The organism is Angustibacter peucedani (genome assembly GCF_054779595.1).
Window position 1 is genome coordinate 1 of sequence record NZ_BAAGXY010000012.1, and the last position, 15228, is coordinate 15228.

Annotated in this window: 17 protein-coding genes; 9 read left to right on the plus strand and 8 right to left on the minus strand. The window is 74.7% G+C overall.

Annotation, left to right across the window (positions count from 1 at the left end; translation table 11 throughout):
- A partial coding sequence (locus ACYVJ4_RS03490; RefSeq protein WP_460458720.1) for an AAA family ATPase occupies positions 1–828 on the minus strand: 828 nt, incomplete at its 3' end.
- A complete protein-coding gene (locus tag ACYVJ4_RS03495; protein ID WP_460458721.1) occupies positions 825–2018 on the minus strand; it encodes an exonuclease SbcCD subunit D in 1194 nt (397 codons plus the stop codon). The genes ACYVJ4_RS03490 and ACYVJ4_RS03495, both read right to left, overlap by 4 nt.
- A 90-nt stretch (positions 2019–2108) precedes the next feature.
- Here ACYVJ4_RS03495 and ACYVJ4_RS03500 point away from each other — a divergent pair, with 90 nt between their 5' ends.
- The 4 genes from ACYVJ4_RS03500 (at position 2109) to ACYVJ4_RS03515 (ending at position 5461) form a co-directional block, all read left to right on the plus strand.
- Positions 2109–2585: a DUF4442 domain-containing protein gene (locus ACYVJ4_RS03500; protein ID WP_460458722.1), complete on the plus strand. Its 477-nt coding sequence runs from the start codon at positions 2109–2111 to the stop codon at positions 2583–2585.
- Between the two features lie 32 nt (positions 2586–2617).
- The gene (locus ACYVJ4_RS03505; protein ID WP_460458723.1) at positions 2618–4126 is read left to right on the plus strand and encodes a glutamate-cysteine ligase family protein; all 1509 of its coding nucleotides are present in this window, start codon (positions 2618–2620) and stop codon (positions 4124–4126) included.
- A 97-nt stretch (positions 4127–4223) separates the two neighbouring features.
- Entirely contained in the window at positions 4224–4814 is a 591-nt protein-coding gene (locus ACYVJ4_RS03510) for a hypothetical protein (protein WP_460458724.1), read from the plus strand.
- A complete protein-coding gene (locus ACYVJ4_RS03515) occupies positions 4811–5461 on the plus strand; it encodes an RES domain-containing protein (RefSeq protein WP_460458725.1) in 651 nt (216 codons plus the stop codon). The genes ACYVJ4_RS03510 and ACYVJ4_RS03515 overlap by 4 nt, the downstream gene beginning before the upstream one ends.
- Position 5462: 1 nt before the next feature.
- On the opposite strand, the gene ACYVJ4_RS03520 is transcribed toward ACYVJ4_RS03515, so the two are convergent.
- Together ACYVJ4_RS03520 and ACYVJ4_RS03525 are read right to left on the minus strand one after the other, a co-directional pair.
- Positions 5463–6500: a hypothetical protein gene (locus ACYVJ4_RS03520; RefSeq protein WP_460458726.1), complete on the minus strand. Its 1038-nt coding sequence runs from the start codon at positions 6498–6500 to the stop codon at positions 5463–5465.
- Positions 6501–6588: 88 nt separating this feature from the next.
- Positions 6589–7194 carry a histidine phosphatase family protein gene (locus ACYVJ4_RS03525; RefSeq protein WP_460458727.1) on the minus strand — a complete coding sequence of 202 codons (606 nt, stop codon included), beginning with the start codon at positions 7192–7194 and terminating at the stop codon, positions 6589–6591.
- Positions 7195–7284: 90 nt separating this feature from the next.
- On the opposite strand from ACYVJ4_RS03525, the gene ACYVJ4_RS03530 reads away from it, so the two are divergent.
- Entirely contained in the window at positions 7285–8304 is a 1020-nt protein-coding gene (locus ACYVJ4_RS03530) for an SMP-30/gluconolactonase/LRE family protein (protein WP_460458806.1), read from the plus strand.
- Complete coding sequence (locus ACYVJ4_RS03535; protein WP_460458728.1) at positions 8301–8894, plus strand: GNAT family N-acetyltransferase; 594 nt, start codon at positions 8301–8303, stop codon at positions 8892–8894. The genes ACYVJ4_RS03530 and ACYVJ4_RS03535 overlap by 4 nt, the downstream gene beginning before the upstream one ends.
- On the opposite strand, the gene ACYVJ4_RS03540 is transcribed toward ACYVJ4_RS03535, so the two are convergent.
- A complete protein-coding gene (locus tag ACYVJ4_RS03540) occupies positions 8891–9100 on the minus strand; it encodes a hypervirulence associated TUDOR domain-containing protein (RefSeq protein ID WP_460458729.1) in 210 nt (69 codons plus the stop codon). The two genes, ACYVJ4_RS03535 and ACYVJ4_RS03540, sit on opposite strands and share 4 nt — an antisense overlap.
- Positions 9101–9259: 159 nt before the next feature.
- On the opposite strand from ACYVJ4_RS03540, the gene ACYVJ4_RS03545 reads away from it, so the two are divergent.
- From ACYVJ4_RS03545 to ACYVJ4_RS03555, 3 genes are all read left to right on the plus strand, one after another.
- On the plus strand, positions 9260–9673 hold the full coding sequence (locus tag ACYVJ4_RS03545; RefSeq protein WP_460458730.1) for a YciI family protein: 414 nt from the start codon (positions 9260–9262) through the stop codon (positions 9671–9673).
- A gap of 5 nt (positions 9674–9678) precedes the next feature.
- Positions 9679–10827 carry an RNA polymerase sigma factor gene (locus tag ACYVJ4_RS03550; RefSeq protein WP_460458731.1) on the plus strand — a complete coding sequence of 383 codons (1149 nt, stop codon included), beginning with the start codon at positions 9679–9681 and terminating at the stop codon, positions 10825–10827.
- Positions 10828–10964: 137 nt separating this feature from the next.
- Positions 10965–11867: a patatin-like phospholipase family protein gene (locus tag ACYVJ4_RS03555; protein ID WP_460458732.1), complete on the plus strand. Its 903-nt coding sequence runs from the start codon at positions 10965–10967 to the stop codon at positions 11865–11867.
- Positions 11868–11882: 15 nt separating this feature from the next.
- Here the strand turns inward: ACYVJ4_RS03555 and ACYVJ4_RS03560 are convergent, their stop codons facing one another.
- The 3 genes from ACYVJ4_RS03560 to ACYVJ4_RS03570 are packed head-to-tail and all read right to left on the minus strand — an operon-like array spanning position 11883 to position 15225.
- Positions 11883–12443 carry a histidine phosphatase family protein gene (locus ACYVJ4_RS03560; protein ID WP_460458733.1) on the minus strand — a complete coding sequence of 187 codons (561 nt, stop codon included), beginning with the start codon at positions 12441–12443 and terminating at the stop codon, positions 11883–11885.
- Complete coding sequence (locus tag ACYVJ4_RS03565; RefSeq protein ID WP_460458807.1) at positions 12440–14818, minus strand: ATP-binding cassette domain-containing protein; 2379 nt, start codon at positions 14816–14818, stop codon at positions 12440–12442. The genes ACYVJ4_RS03560 and ACYVJ4_RS03565 overlap by 4 nt, the downstream gene beginning before the upstream one ends.
- Positions 14815–15225 (minus strand): VOC family protein, encoded by a 411-nt coding sequence (locus ACYVJ4_RS03570; RefSeq protein ID WP_460458734.1) that lies wholly within the window; start codon positions 15223–15225, stop codon positions 14815–14817. Before ACYVJ4_RS03570 ends, ACYVJ4_RS03565 begins: the two co-directional genes overlap by 4 nt.
- Positions 15226–15228 lie beyond the last annotated feature (3 nt).

Consider the following 15228-nt stretch of genomic DNA (forward strand, 5'->3'; position numbering starts at 1 on the left):
CGCCGCGACGTCCTCGGCGCCGCGGGCTGCCGCCGAGGCCGCAGCCAGGTCGCGGGCCGTCACCGCCGTGGCCGCGAGCGCCTCGACGACCTCGGGCCCTGGCGGGTCGGCGAGCGCCATCTCGTCCTCGGCGGCGAGCGGGGCGCCCGCGATGAGCTGGCTGACCTCGTGCGCGCGCGCCACCAGCGCGTCGCGGGCGGTGTCGGCCTCGGCGACCTCGCGGGCCAACCGCTGGCGCTCGTCGCGCAACCACGTCTCGGCGCCGGTGTAGCGCTCGATCGCGAAGAGCCGCCCGAGCAGCTCGGCCCGCTGCTCGGCGCCGGCCCGCAGGAACGCCGCGAACTCGCCCTGCGGCAGCAGCACGACCTTGGTGAACTGCTCGAGCCCCATGCCGAGCAGGTCGCGCAGCAGCAGCCCGGCCTCGTCGCTGCGGCGGCCGACCAGCACCTGCCAGGTGCCGTCGACGAGCTCGCGGACGTCGGTGCGCGCGGGCTCGCGGGTGGTGCCCTCACCGCGCTTCTTGGGCCGCGACCACTCCGGCGACCGCGTGACCTCGAGCCGGCGCCCGGCCACGGTGAGCTCGAGCACGACGCGCGGCGCGACGCCGGTGGCCGCGTGGTCGCTGCGCAGCCGGGCCCGACCCGTCGCGCGGGCGCCGGGCACCTGGCCGTACAGCGCGAAGCAGACGGCGTCGAGCAGGCTGGTCTTGCCGGCACCGGTGGCACCGTGCAGCAGGAAGAGCCCGGAGTCGGTGAGCGCGTCGAAGTCGACCTCGGCCGGGGCGGCGAACGGCCCGAAGGCCTCGACGCGCAGGCGGTGCAGCCTCATGCCGCGCCCCGCCCGCGGCGGCTGGCCGGTGCGAGCCCGGCGAGCGGGTCGGCGTCGGCCGCGACGCGGGCGCCCTCGAGCGCGTCGCGCAGCAGCGCGCGGTCACCCGGGCCGACGACGTCACCTCCGCGCACGTGCTCGAGGAACCCGCAGCAGACGTCCAGCGGCTCGTGGCCGCGCACGCGCTGGCCGTAGGTGCGCTGGTCGGCCGGAGCGCCTTGCGGGTCGAGCAGCAGGGCGAGCGTGTGCGGGAACCGCTCGCGCACCCGCTCCATGGCCGCGCGCGGGCGGGTCGCGTCGGTGAGCGTCACCTGGCACCAGGACTGCTCGTGCGCGGCGTGCCGGGAGTCGGCCAGCAGCTCCTCGAGCGTGCCGCGCAGGACGGCGAGCGGGCGCGGCACCGGGGCCTCGACCGCCTCGACCCGCGAGGTGCCGTCGGCGGCGAGGTCGACCAGCCAGGACCCCTTGCGCTGGTGCACCTCGCTGAAGGAGTAGGCCAGCGGCGAGCCGCTGTAGCGCACCTGCTCGCCGACCTGCTGGCGGCCGTGCAGGTGGCCGAGGGCGACGTACCCGACGTCGTCGAAGGTGCTGGCCGGCACCGAGCCGACGCCGCCGACGCTGATGTCGCGCTCGGAGTCGCTGGGCTCGCCGCCCACCACGAACGCGTGCGCGGCGAGGACCGACCGGGTGCCGGGTCGGCCCGCGAGGTCGGCCCGCACCCGGGCCACCGCGGCGCCGAGCACCGCGGCGTGCGAGCGCCCCGAGCCGAGCGCGTCGGCGACCAGGGTGGGCTCGAGGAAGGGCAGGCCGTAGAGCGCAACCGGGCCGCCGGCGTCGTCGAGCAGCACCGGCCGGTCGAGGTCGGCCACCCGGGTGCGCAGGTGCACGCCCCCGCGCTCGAGCACGCGCCCGCCGAAGCCGAGCCGGTCGGCGGAGTCGTGGTTGCCGCTGGTGAGCAGCACCTGGGCCCCGGTGTCGACCAGCCGGGCCAGGACGTCGTCGAGCAGCCGGACGGTGTCGACCGACGGCAGCGCCCGGTCGTAGACGTCGCCCGCGACGACGACGGCGTCGACCTGCTCGGAGCGCACGACCTCGACCAGGTGGTCGAGGACGACCGCCTGGTGCTCGAGCATCCCGACGCCGTGGAAGCTGCGGCCGAGGTGCCAGTCGGAGGTGTGGAGCAGGCGCACACCGCGACTGTAGGTCGGGGGTCGGACAACCGGCGGGAGCCACGCGGGCGCCGGTGGACAACGCGGTTACCGGTCAGTAACTTGGCCGGCATGACCCTCACCAGTGGCCTGGACCCGCAGGCCGTCGCCGCCGGGCTGCCGGCGTCCGTGCCGTTCGTCCGCACCCTCGGGATCGAGGTCACCGACGTCCGGGAGGACGACGGCGTGCTCGTCGCGGAGGCGCGCCTGCCGGACGTCGACGCGCAGCGCAACCACGTCGGCGGCCCGCACGCCGGCGCGATGTTCACGCTGGGGGAGAGCGCCAGCGGCGCGGTGGTGCTGGCCGGGTTCGCGGACCTGCTCGACCGAGCGACGCCGCTGGCCGTCAGCGCCGAGATCCGCTACCTCAAGCTCGCGCAGGGCGAGGTGCGCGCCGTCGCGACGATGAGCCGGCCGGTGGCCGAGGTCCGCGCCGAGCTGGCCGAGGGCCGTCGTCCGGAGTTCGCGGTGGCGGTGGCGCTGCGCACGGACGACGCCGAGACCGGCGCCATGGACGTCCTGTGGACCCTGAAGCCTCGTCGCGGGTAGCCGCCGCCCGGTGATCATGGTTGGGTGCCGTCATGGGTGACGAGGTCGCCGGTGTCGGCTACACGCGCGAGCAGCGGCAGCGCTACCGCGAGAAGGTGCGCCAGTGCCTGGACGTCTTCGAGCGCATGCTGTCCGAGCACAGCTTCGAGTTCGAGCGACCGCTGACCGGGCTCGAGATCGAGCTCAACCTGGTCGACGCCGACTTCGCGCCCGCGATGAAGAACGCCGCGGTGCTGGAGTCCATCGCCGACCCCGACTACCAGACCGAGCTCGGCCAGTTCAACATCGAGCTCAACGTCAGCCCGCGGCCGTTGCCGGGCGACTCGGCGCTCGAGCTCGAGGACCTCCTGCGGGCCAGCCTGAACGCCGCCGAGGAGAAGGCCCGGCGGGCCGGCGCGCACATCGTGATGATCGGCATCCTGCCCACGCTGATGCCCGAGGACTTCCACACCGAGTGGATGAGCGCCAACGCCCGCTACGCCGCGCTGAACGAGTCGGTGTTCTCGGCGCGGGGCGAGGACCTGCTGATCGACATCGCCTCGCCCTCGACGCCCGAGCGCGTCACGGCCTACGCCGACACGATCGCGCCGGAGTCCGCGTGCACCTCGGTGCAGCTGCACCTGCAGGTGAGCCCGCAGGACTTCGCCGCGCACTGGAACGCTGCCCAGTCCCTGCTCGGTCCCCAGCTCGCCGTGGGCGCCAACTCGCCGTACCTGTTCGGCAAGAACCTGTGGGCCGAGACCCGCACCGAGCTGTTCCTCCAGGCCACCGACACCCGGGCGGTCGAGCTGAAGAACCAGGGCGTGCGCCCGCGGGTCTTCTTCGGCGAGCGCTGGATCACCTCGATCTTCGACCTGTTCGAGGAGAACGTGCGCTACTTCCCGGCCCTGCTGCCGGAGGTCACCGACGAGGACCCGGTGGCCGTCCTCGACAGCGGCCAGGCGCCCCGCATGCAGGAGCTGCGCCTGCACAACGGCACGGTCTACCGCTGGAACCGGCCCGTGTACGACATCGTCGACGGGCGCCCGCACCTGCGGGTCGAGAACCGCGTGCTGCCGGCCGGGCCGACCGTCGTCGACGTCCTGGCCAACTCGGCGTTCTACTACGGCGCCATGCGGATGCTGGCCGAGGAGGACCGCCCGGTCTGGACCAAGATGAGCTTCGCGACGGCCGAGGCCAACTTCACCGAGTGCGCCCGCCGGGGCATGGACGCCACCGTCTACTGGCCCGGCTTCGGCGAGATGCCGGCCGAGGAGCTCGTGCTGCGCCACCTGCTGCCGCTGGCCCACGAGGGGCTGTCGCGCTGGGAGGTCTCGCCGCAGGTGCGTGACCGCTACCTCGGCGTCATCGAGGCCCGGTGCAAGACGGGGCGCAACGGCGCGGAGTGGCAGGTGGCCACCGTGCGAGCGCTCGAGGAGCGGGGCCTGGACCGCCTCGCGGCCGTCCGCGAGATGCTGCGGCTGTACGCCGACGGCATGCACGGCAACGAGCCCGTGCACACCTGGCTGGTGCCGGGAGAGCGCACGGCGCCGTCGTCCTGACGGGGTGTCGGCCGGTGGGGCTACACTCGTGCAGGACGGGTCGCCCTTGACGCCCTTGACGCACGGTCGGGGGCTTCGGCGACCGGAGGGCAGCGCGATGGCACGGGTACGGCAGGCGGGCACCGACCACGGCGGCACCACGGGGCGCGACGCGCGCGAGGCGTTCCGGCGCCGGCTGGTCGAGGCCGTCGACGAGGCCGTCGTGGCCCGGCTGGTCGAGGTCGAACGGCGCGGGGGAGACCCGAGCGACCTCGGCGACCCGGCCGAGCTGGCCGAGCGCATGGCCGCGACGCTGCCGCGCGCCGCCCACCCGTTGGACGTCGAGCTCGGCCCCTTCTACGACACCGCCGGGCTGTCCGGGTGGTGGGGCGTCAGCCGCCAGGCGCTGGCCGACCGCGTCCGGCGCGGCACCCTGCTCGCCTGCCGCACCGCCGACGGCCACCTGGTCTACCCGGCGTTCCAGTTCGCGCGCGACGGCGCGGTGCGCCCCGGCATCCTGGACGCCGTCGCGGTGTTCGCGCGGCACGCGGTCGACGGGTGGACGGCGGCCGTCTGGCTCACCACGTCGAGCCCGGTGTTCGACGGCGACAGCGCGGTCGACCACCTCGTCGTGCACCGCGCGTCGGCGGCGGCGGTGGCCCGCGTCGTCCGGCAGGCCGAGGCCGACGTCGCGGCGTGGGCGGCGTGACGCCGGCTCGCGACGTCCCGGCCCAGCACGGCCCGCCGGACGACCTGACCGGCTTCCCCGAGCACCGCACCCCGGCGTCGACCGTGCTGCACCGCGCCCACCTGGCCCGGCGCGGCCCGTGGTGGTTCAGCAGCGGTGGCGGGCGGTTCGACCTGAGCGCGCCGCGCGGCACGTGCTACCTCGCGTCGTCCGCCGCAGCCGCGGTGCGCGAGCGGCTCGGGCCGGTGCTGTCGTCACGCGCCGCGGTGCCGTCGTCCACGCTGGACGGCGTCGTGGTCTCGCGGCTGGCGGTCGGCGTGCCCGGCGACCCGCGCGAGCTGCGGTGGGCCAACCTGCGGGTGGCCGCGGCGGCCGAGCACGGCGTGACGCGCGAGCTCGAGTCGATGACCCCGTACGACGTGCCGAGCCGCTGGGCGCGCGCGTTCGACGCGGCCGGGCTGGACGGCGTCCGCTACGGCCCGCGGTTCAGCCCCGGCTCGGCCAGCGCGCACGCGTTGTTCGGCGACGCCGGCGAGGACGCGCGACGGGTGCCGGACCCCGAGCCGACGCCGGCGGCCGAGGTGGCGGGCGTCCCCGCCGTGGTCGAGGTGCCGCGCCGCCGCGACCTCAAGGTGATCGCGCCGCCCGGACGGGGCCGACCGCGCTGAGCTAGTCCTGGTCGATCAGGCGGCGCGCGACCTCGCCGTAGTCCTCGCCGTCCTCGACGTCGACGAGGGTGACCGGCGACAGGCCGCTGCCCGAGATGGCCGCCACCAGGGCCTCGTGCTCGCTGCGCGTGCTCTGCCCGTGCAGGATCACCGGGTGGCCGGTGGCTGCATAGCCCTGCACCACCGACAGCGCGATGCGCTGGCGCAGCTGGGGATCCGGCTTGCCCGCGGTGCCGCGCACCGCGCGGTCGAACAGGTCGGTGCGGACGACGGCGGCGCGGGTCAGGCGGGCGGCGAGCCGCTGCGCCACGATCCCGGTGCTCGGGCCGTGCAGCACCAGGATGCCGGGCCACGGCACGGGCACGGCGTCCCCGGTGGCTGGCGCCCCCTCGGTCGCGGCGGGCGGCTCGAGCTCGGGCGCGTCCGCCGGGACCTCGTCGTCGTCGCCGTCGTCGCCGTCGGAGTCGTCGACGTCGGTGGCCAGCGGCTCGTCCTCGGCGACCGGGTCGACGGCCGGCTCGGCGGGGTCGGCCTCGACGACCTCCGCGACGTCCTCGGTCTGGGCCTCCTCGACGTCCGGCGCGGGCTCGTCCACCGGCTCGGCGCCCGGCACCGGGGGAGCGGGGACGATCTGGCGCATCGGGGCGACGACGGCGCGGGACTGCTCGCGCAGCTCGCCGTCGCGCCCGGTCCACCACCAGGAGAAGGTCAGCCGGTGCTCGTCGGTGGTGATGACCAGGCCGACCCGCTGCGGGCCGACGCTGCCGAAGACGCCCGGGTCGCCCTCGCGGAAGACCATGGTGTCGTCGCCGCCGTTGGACGTTGCCGCCAACGTCACGCCGGCGTCGGTGCGCGCCAGCCGGGCCGACTCCGCGTGCTGCAGCCCGCCCTGCGCCGACCACGCTTCGTAGTCGAGCGTGAGGGAGGCGTCCTCCTGGCGCTGCAGGGCCACCCGCGCCACGAAGCGGCCGCCACCCGGCCCGTGGCCCTCGCCCCAGTAGACGCCTGGCGAGGCGGTGAGACGGTCCAGCACGCTCACAGGTCGGCTCCACGGCGGCTCGGGGGCGGACGGGTTGCGAACACTGTAGGCGTTCGTCCCCAACGATTTCACCCCGCCCCCCGAGGCTTCACCCTGTCGGCGGCGGCGCGTTCCAGCTGCGGATCGCCGGGACGTCGTGCTGCTCGTCGAGGACGCAGACCGTGCCCGGGTCGAGCAGCAGGTGGGCGCCGAGCTCGGGTTGCTCGCCGAGCCAGCAGCTGGCCAGCACGCGCAGGCAGTGCCCGTGCCCCACCAGCACCACGTCACTCTCCGTCAACAACGGTCGCACGCGTTCCAGCACCCGCCGCGTGCGCGCGGCGACCTGCTCGAGCGTCTCGCCCGGCGTCGAGCCGGGCACGACGCCGTCGGCGAACACCGTCCACGGGTGCCCGGTGCGCTCGCGGATCTGCGGTGTGGTCAGCCCCTCGTAGCCGCCGTAGTCCCACTCGACCAGGTCGGGGTCGACGGCGGCGGGGGAGGCCGGCGTCGAGAGCCCGGCCAGCTCGGCTGTCCGCCGGGCCCGACCCAGCGGGCTGGTGACCACGTGCCTCGGGAGGGCGTCGACGAAGGCGGGCGCCAGGGCGCGGGCCTGGGCCTCGCCGGCCGCGGTCAGCGGCACGTCGGTCAGGCCCGTGTGCCGGCCGTCACGGGCCCACTCGGTCTCGCCGTGCCGCACGAGCAGCAGCCGGCCCATCAGGACGCGCCAGGGGAGTGGTCCACCCGTCCGATCCTGCCGCACCGCACGCCCGGGCGCCCGGACGCCCTGTGGCAGGCTGCCCGCGTGATGCGCCCGCCGAAGCCCGCCGTCCGCCCGGTCGTGTGGTCGCCCCCGCCGCGCGACGAGCGCGCCCGTGCCGCCACCAGCCGGACGCCCCTGCCCGCCGTCCGCGTGCTGCCGCTGCCCGCGGCCGGGCCCGAGGACGTGCTGTGCACGCCGGACGGCGACGTGCTGACCGGGCTGGTCGACGGGCGCGTCGTGCGGGTCACCCCGGCCGGCGAGGTGAGCGAGGTCGGGCGCACGGGAGGACGGCCGCTGGGTCTGGAGTGGCTGCCCGACGGCCGGGTGCTGGTGTGCGACGGCGCCCGCGGCCTGCTGGCGCTCGACGCCAGCACCGGCGCGGTCGAGGTGCTCGCGAGCTCGTTCGCCGGCGAGCCCTTCGCGTTCTGCAACAACGCGGCCGTGGCGGACGACGGCACGGTCTACTTCACCGACTCCTCCCGCACCTTCGGCGTGGCCACCTGGCGCGGCGCGGTGCTCGAGCACCGCGAGGACGGCCGGCTGCTGCGGCGCACGCCGGACGGCGCCCTGGACGTCGTGGCCGAGGGTCTCGAGTTCGCCAACGGCGTCGCGCTCGCAGCCGACGGCTCGTGGGTGGCGGTGGCCCAGACCAGCGGCTACACCCTCGAGCGGGTCGACCTCACCGGGCCGACGCCGGGGCGGCGCACCCGCTTCGTCGACCTGCCGGGCTTCCCCGACAACATCTCGAGCGGCACCGACGGTCTGGTCTGGGTCGCGATGGCCGGCCGGCGCAACCCGCTGCTCGACCGGCTGCACGCCGCAGACCCTCGCTGGCGCCGGGCGCTGTGGCGGGTGCCGCAGGCGCTGCAGCCCGGCCCGGACGACATGGCCTGGGTCATGGCGTTCGGCGAGGACGGCCGGCTCGTGCACGACGTCCAGGGCAAGGTCTCGGGCTTCCGCATGTCGACCGGCGTGCGCGAGCAGGGCGGCCGGGTCTGGCTCGGCAGCCTCGTCTCGTCGTCCGTCGCGTGGTTCTCGCTGGACGAGGTCGGGGGAGCGGCGTGAGCGCCGACCAGCAGGCGCCCCGCCTGCACGAGGTGCTCCCGGTGACCACCGAGCGCCTGCGGCTGCGGCTGTTCGAGCCGCGCGATCTCGAGGACCAGCTGCGGATCCAGTCCGACCCCGACCTGGTGCGGTACGTCCCCTACGAGCCGCGGACCCGCGAGCAGGTCGCGGCGGGCCTGGCCGAGCGTCTGGCCTCGCCGCCGATGGACGCCGACGGGCAGGTGCTGCGCATCGCCGTCGAGCGGTTGGACGACGGCGCGTTCGTGGGCGAGCTGACGATGATGCTGCACTCGGTCGAGCACCAGCAGGGGGAGCTGGGCTTCATCCTCGCTCGCGAGCAGCAGGGGCACGGGTACGGCACCGAGGCAGCAGAAGCCTTGCTGCAGCTGGCTTTCGAGTGGCTGGGACTGCACCGAATGGTGGGCCAGTGCGATCCCCGCAACACCGCGTCGGCCGCGCTGCTCGCGCGCTTGGGCATGCGCCGGGAGGCCCACTTCCACCAGCTGGAGCGGTTCAAGGGCGAGTGGGGAGACCTCTTCGTCTACGCCCTGCTCGCGGACGAGTGGCGTGCTCGACGGGCGGCGGACTAGCTGCTCAGCTCGCGCAGCGCACTGCCTTGGTGGGCCGCGCGGGCGCCGGTCTTCTCGGACTCGACGACGAAGGCGGGCTCGTCGTCCGACGCGGTGAAGTGCTGGCTGTCGAACGTGAAGTCGCTCGTGCGGCGTTCGACCACCGTCCCCTGCGTCCGTCCTTGCGGGGTGTTCCAGCTGACCCGGGTCCCCTTGCGCAGCGCCATGCACCCGACCGTAGGTATGCGTCGCCGGGACCGCCCGACGGCGGCTCGGTCGCGGGCGTGGGAACTTCTTCGCGGCACCATGTCGAGAACGGGTGGCCAGCACCGTCCCTGGGACGAGCGCGGCCACGAGGGCCGGGCCGGACGAAGGAGAGAGCAGAGATGGCGAAGTACCTGCTGCTGAAGCACTACCGCGGTGGACCCACCCCGGTCACCGACCTGCCGCCGATGGACCGCTGGTCACCGGACGACGTCGAGGCGCACCTGCAGTACATGCGCGACTTCGCGACCCGGCTGGAGGGCACGGGGGAGTACGTCGACGGGCAGGCCCTGTCGCAGGAGGGCACGTTCGTCCGGTCGGACGGCGAGGGGCGCCCGCCGGTCACCGACGGGCCGTTCGCCGAGACCAAGGACCTCATCGCCGGCTGGATGGTCGTCGACGTGGAGTCCTACGAGCGGGCGGTCGAGCTCGCGGGCGAGCTCTCGGCGGCGCCCGGTCCCGGTGGCGAGCCGATCCACGAGTGGCTCGAGCTGCGGCCCTTCCTGGACGACCTGCCGGCCCCCGCCGCGGAGTGACGAGCGTGGACGAGCGGCTCCTGCGAGCGCTCATCCCCGAGGTCACCGGCGTCCTCGTCCGTCGCGGAGCCGACTTCGCGACGGCCGAGGACGCCGTCCAGGAGGCGCTCATGAAGGCGCTCGGCACGTGGCCGGACGACCCGCCGGACGACCCGAAGGCGTGGCTGGTGACCGTCGCCTGGCGCCGGTTCCTCGACCACGTGCGGTCGGACGCCGCGCGCCAGGCCCGCGAGACCCGGGTGGCGGCCGAGCCGGAGCCCGGGCCGGCCGGCAGCACGGGCGACGACACCTTGTGGCTCTGCTTCTTGTGCGCGCACGCGTTGCTGACGCCCGCGTCGGCCGTGGCGCTCACGCTGCGCGCGGTGGGCGGGCTGACGACGCGGCAGATCGCCCAGGCCTACCTGGTGCCCGAGGCCACGATGGCGCAGCGGATCAGCCGGGCCAAGCGCACCGTGGCCGGCGTGCGGCTGGACCAGCCGGGGGACCTGTCGACCGTGCTGCGGGTGCTGTACCTGGTGTTCAACGAGGGCTACACCGGCGCGGTCGACCTGGCCGAGGAGGCGATCCGGCTGGCCGAGCAGGTCACGCGGGGAACCGACGACCCGGAGGCAGCCGGCCTGCTCGCCCTGATGCTGCTGACGCACGCGCGACGGGCGGCGCGGACGACGGCGGGCGGGGCGTTGGTGCCGCTGGCCGAGCAGGACCGCTCGCTCTGGGACACCGCGGCGGTGCAGCGCGGCGTCGAGGTGCTGCAGTCCGCCCTCGCGCGCGACCAGCTCGGCGAGTACCAGGCCCAGGCCGCGATCGCCGCGCTGCACGCCGACGCGCCCACCGCGGCCGAGACCGACTGGGTGCAGGTCGTCGAGTGGTACGACGAGCTGGTGCGGCTGAACGACAACCCGGTCGTGCGCCTGAACCGGGCCGTCGCGGTGGGGGAGGCCGACGGCCCGCAGGCCGGCCTGGCGGCGCTGGCCCTGGTCGACCCGGCGGTGCCGCGCCGGGCCGCGGTCGAGGCGCACCTGCGCGAGCGGTCTGGCGACCTGTCGAGCGCGGCCCAGCTGTACGCCGACGCCGCCCGCGTGGCGACTCACGTCGCCGAGCGCGACCACCTGGTGCGCCAGGCAGCCCGGCTCAACGCGACACGGCCGCGCTAGGCTGCCCCCGGTACGTCGACGACCTGAGGAGGTGAGCCCCGTGCCCGCACCGTCCACACCGGGCGCTCCCTCCGGCTCGTCGTCCTGCTGACGCGGAGCCCCGGAGGCGCGCTCGGCGCGTCAGCTTGGAGCCCGACATGTCAGATCCCTTGCAGCACAACCCTTCTCGCGCTCTCGTCCTCGGCGGCGGAGGCTCGGCCGGCAACGCCTGGCTGATCGGCGTCGTCGCCGGCCTGCTCGAGGGCGGCCTCGACGTGACCGACGCCGACCTCGTGGTCGGGACGTCGGCCGGCGCGACCGCCGCCGCGCAGCTGACCAGCGCCGACCCCGCCGCGCTGCTGGCCGAGGTGCTGGTGCCGGTACCAGCCGGAGGGGGTGGTCCCCGCGGTGGTCGGGCCGGCGCCGGCCGGGGGACGGACCACCAGGCCCGCACGGCGGCGGTCATCGCGCAGGCCTCCGACCAGGCCGACCTGCGACGACGGCTGGGGCAGGCCGCGCTGGCGCTGGAGGTGCCGCCCGGGTGGCCCGAGCGCTGGCGCGCCGTCTGCGCCGCGCGTCTGCCGCAGCAGGCCTGGCCGGGCCCTCGGCTGTGGATCACCGCGATCGACGCCCGGACGGGGGAGCCGGTCGTGCTCGACCGCGACAGCGGGGTCGACCTGGCCGACGCCGTCGCGGCCAGCACCGCGAGCGCCTACCCGTTCCCGGCGGGCGGCCGGTCGCTGCTGGACGGCGGCTACCGCACGAACGCCGACAACGCGGACCTGGCGACCGGGCACGACCGGGTGCTGGTGCTGTCGCCGTTCGGCGGACGGGCGCGCACGCCCGAGACGTGGGGTCATCACCTGGCGTCCCAGGTCGAGGCACTGCGGCAGGCCGGCAGCCGGGTCGAGACGGTGTTCCCGGACGCCGCCGCTCGGCAGGCGTTCGGCGAGGACGCGATGGACGTCTCGGTGCGGGCACCGGTGGCGCAGGCCGGTCGTGACCAGGGGAGAGCCCTCGCCGAGCCGCTCTCGGCCCTCTGGAATTCTAGAATGACATAATGTAGATTATCGGCGTTACGTCGGGCGGTTCACGCACTCCACGACCCAGCCCCCGTCCCGGTCCTGCCCGAGCACCGTGAGCGTGGCGTTGTCGACCGGCAGCCGCAGCCACGACGCCTGCGGCGCGTCGAGAGCGCGCGCGACCAGCCACGCGCCGACGAACGCGTGCGTCACCAGCACGACGGTGCCGTCCTGGCGCGACGCCGGGACGACGACGTCCTGCCAGGCCTGCTCGAGCTGGCCGCCGTCGACGTCGCGCTCGTCGGCGGGCACGGCGTCCAGCCAGCCGAGGCGGGCGGGCGGGTACTCGCCCCGGCGTGCGGACGACGGCACCGCGGTGCGGTCGTCGAGCAAGTCGCAGGTCTCGGCCGGCACGCCGAGCGACCGGGCCAGCAGCTCACCGGTGCGGGTGGTGCGCCGCTTCGGCCCGTGCTGCACGCGCCGGACGTCGTGGCCGGTCAGCGCGGCCGCCAGGGCCTGGACCTGCTGCTCGCCCCGCGGGCTCAGCCCCGGGTCGGTGCTCTCGTCCGCGCCGTCGGCCTCGGCGTGGCGGACGAGCACCACCCGACCGCTCACGTCGCCCCGACGTAGGCGGCCAGGTGCTGCCCGGTCAGCGTCGAGCGCTGCGCGACCAGCTCGGCCGGCGTGCCCTCGAAGACCACCTGCCCGCCGTCGTGCCCGGCACCCGGGCCGAGGTCGACCACCCAGTCCGCGTGCGCCATGACGGCCTGGTGGTGCTCGATGACGACGACCGACGTCCCGGACTCGACGAGCCGGTCGAGCAGGCCGAGCAGCTGCTCGACGTCGGCCAGGTGCAGGCCGGTGGTCGGCTCGTCCAGGACGTAGATCTCCCCCTTGCCCGCCATCTGCGTCGCGAGCTTGATCCGCTGCCGCTCGCCGCCGGACAAGGTCGTCAGCGGCTGGCCGATGGTGAGGTACCCGAGCCCGACGGCGGTGAGCCGCTCGAGCACCGCGTGCGCCGCGGGCACCTTCGCCTCGCCCTCGGCGAAGAAGGCCTCGGCCTCGGTGACCGACATCGCGAGGACCTCGCTGATGTCCTTGTCCCCCAACCGGTACTCGAGCACCTCGGCCATGAACCGCTTGCCCTCGCAGACCTCGCAGGGTGCTGCGACGCCCGCCATCATCCCGAGGTCGGTGTAGACCACGCCCGCGCCGTTGCAGTTCGGGCAGGCGCCCTCGGAGTTCGCGCTGAACAGCGCCGGCTTGACGCCGTTGGCCTTGGCGAACGCCTTGCGGATCGGCTCGAGCAGCCCGGTGTAGGTGGCGGGGTTGCTGCGGCGCGAGCCGCGGATCGCCGACTGGTCGACGGTGACCACGCCGTCGCGCCCGGCCAGCGATCCGTGCACCAGCGAGCTCTTGCCCGACCCGGCGACGCCGGTGACGACCACGAGGACCCCGAGCGGGACGTCGACGTCGACGTCCTTCAGGTTGTGCGTGCTGGCGCCGCGGATCGCCAGGGTGCCGGTGGGCGTGCGCACCTCGGGCTTGAGCGCAGCCCGGTCGTCCAGGTGCCGGCCGGTGGTCGTGCCGCTCCCCCGCAACCCCTCGACGGTGCCCTCGTAGACCACCTCTCCCCCGCCGCTGCCCGCCAGCGGCCCGAGGTCGACGACGTGGTCGGCGATGGCGATCGTCTCGGGCTTGTGCTCGACCACGAGCACGGTGTTCCCCTTGTCGCGCAGCTGGAGGAGCAGCTGGTTCATCCGCTCGATGTCGTGCGGGTGCAGGCCGATCGTGGGCTCGTCGAAGACGTAGGTGACGTCGGTGAGCGACGACCCGAGGTGCCGGATCATCTTGGTGCGCTGCGCCTCGCCGCCCGAGAGCGTCCCGGCGGGCCGGTCCAGGGACAGGTAGCCGAGACCGATCTCGACGAACGAGTCGAGGGTGTCGCCCAGCGACTCCAGCAGCGGCGCGACCGACGGCTCGTCGAGCCCGCGCACCCAGCCGGCGAGGTCGCTGATCTGCATCGCGCAGACCTCGGCGATGTTGACGCCGCCGATCGTCGACGAGCGCGCCTGCTCGGTGAGTCGGGTGCCGTGGCAGTCCGGGCACGTGCTGAACGTGACGGCGCGCTCGACGAACGCGCGGATGTGGGGCTGCAGCGCGTCGACGTCCTTGGACAGGAACGACTTCTTGATCTGCGGCAGGAGGCCCTGGTACGTCAGGTTGATGCCGTCGACCTTGATCTTGGTGGCTTCGCGGTAGAGCAGGTCCTCGCGCTCGCGCTTGGTGTACTTCTTCACCGGCTTGGCCGGGTCGAAGTAGCCGCTGCCGCGGTAGATGCGGCCGTACCAGCCCTCCATGCTGATGCCCGGCACCGTGATCGCGCCGTCGTCGAGCGACTTCTCCTCGTCGAGCAGCACCGACAGGTCGACGTCGTTCACCGAGCCGCGCCCCTCGCAGCGCGGGCACATCCCGCCGAGCACGCTGAAGCTGCGCCGCTCCTTGGTCGTGCGCCCGCCCTTCTCGACCGTGACGGCGCCGGCACCGCTGATCGAGGCGACGTTGAACGAGAAGGCCTGCGGCGAGCCGATGTGCGGAGTTCCCAAGCGGGAGAACAGGATCCGCAGCATCGCGTTGGCGTCGGTGGCGGTGCCGACGGTCGAGCGCGGGTCGCTGCCCATGCGCTCCTGGTCGACGATGATGGCCGTCGTCAGGCCCTCGAGGACGTCGACGTCCGGGCGCGCGAGCGTGGGCATGAAGCCCTGCACGAACGCGCTGTACGTCTCGTTGATCAGCCGCTGCGACTCGGCGGCCACGGTGCCGAAAACGAGCGAGCTCTTGCCCGAGCCCGAGACGCCGGTGAACGCGGTCAGCCGGCGCTTCGGGATCGAGACGCTGACGTCCTTGAGGTTGTTGACGCGCGCCCCGACGACCCGGATCTGCTCGTGGCTGTCGGGCGCGCTCTTCGGGGTCTTCTTCTGGGGGCTCAGCGCAGCTCCTGGATCCGGACCATGTTCCCCGCGGGGTCGCGCAACGCGCAGTCGCGCACGCCGTAGGGCTGCTCGGTGGGCTCCTGCACGATCTCGGCGTCCCCGGACTGCAGGCGCTCGAAGGTCGCGTCGAGGTCCTTGGTCGCCAGCAGCAGGACGCCGAAGGTGCCCTTGGCCATCATCTCGGCGATGGTGCGGCGCTCGTCGTCCGTCAGACCGGGGTTCGCGGACGGCGGGTTGAGCACGATGCTGGTGTCGGGCTGGCCGGGCGGGCCGACCGTGATCCAGCGCATCGTGCCCTGGCCGACGTCGAGGCGGACCTCGAAGCCGAGCAGGTCGCGGTAGAACGCCAACGAGGCCTCGGGGTCGTCGTGGGCGATGAACGTGGAGTGGATGGTGAGGTCCATGGC

What these genes read in the sequence shown, in the direction of transcription:
- ACYVJ4_RS03500 (WP_460458722.1), top strand. Translation starts at nt 2,109, where the DNA reads ATGACCCTCACCAGTGGCCTGGACCCGCAGGCCGTCGCCGCCGGGCTG.
- ACYVJ4_RS03505 (WP_460458723.1), top strand. Translation starts at nt 2,618, where the DNA reads ATGGGTGACGAGGTCGCCGGTGTCGGCTACACGCGCGAGCAGCGGCAG.
- ACYVJ4_RS03510 (WP_460458724.1), top strand. Translation starts at nt 4,224, where the DNA reads ATGGCACGGGTACGGCAGGCGGGCACCGACCACGGCGGCACCACGGGG.
- ACYVJ4_RS03525 (WP_460458727.1), bottom strand. Translation starts at nt 7,194, where the DNA reads ATGGGCCGGCTGCTGCTCGTGCGGCACGGCGAGACCGAGTGGGCCCGT.
- ACYVJ4_RS03530 (WP_460458806.1), top strand. Translation starts at nt 7,285, where the DNA reads ATGCGCCCGCCGAAGCCCGCCGTCCGCCCGGTCGTGTGGTCGCCCCCG.
- ACYVJ4_RS03540 (WP_460458729.1), bottom strand. Translation starts at nt 9,100, where the DNA reads ATGGCGCTGCGCAAGGGGACCCGGGTCAGCTGGAACACCCCGCAAGGA.
- ACYVJ4_RS03545 (WP_460458730.1), top strand. Translation starts at nt 9,260, where the DNA reads ATGGCGAAGTACCTGCTGCTGAAGCACTACCGCGGTGGACCCACCCCG.
- ACYVJ4_RS03555 (WP_460458732.1), top strand. Translation starts at nt 10,965, where the DNA reads ATGTCAGATCCCTTGCAGCACAACCCTTCTCGCGCTCTCGTCCTCGGC.
- ACYVJ4_RS03570 (WP_460458734.1), bottom strand. Translation starts at nt 15,225, where the DNA reads ATGGACCTCACCATCCACTCCACGTTCATCGCCCACGACGACCCCGAG.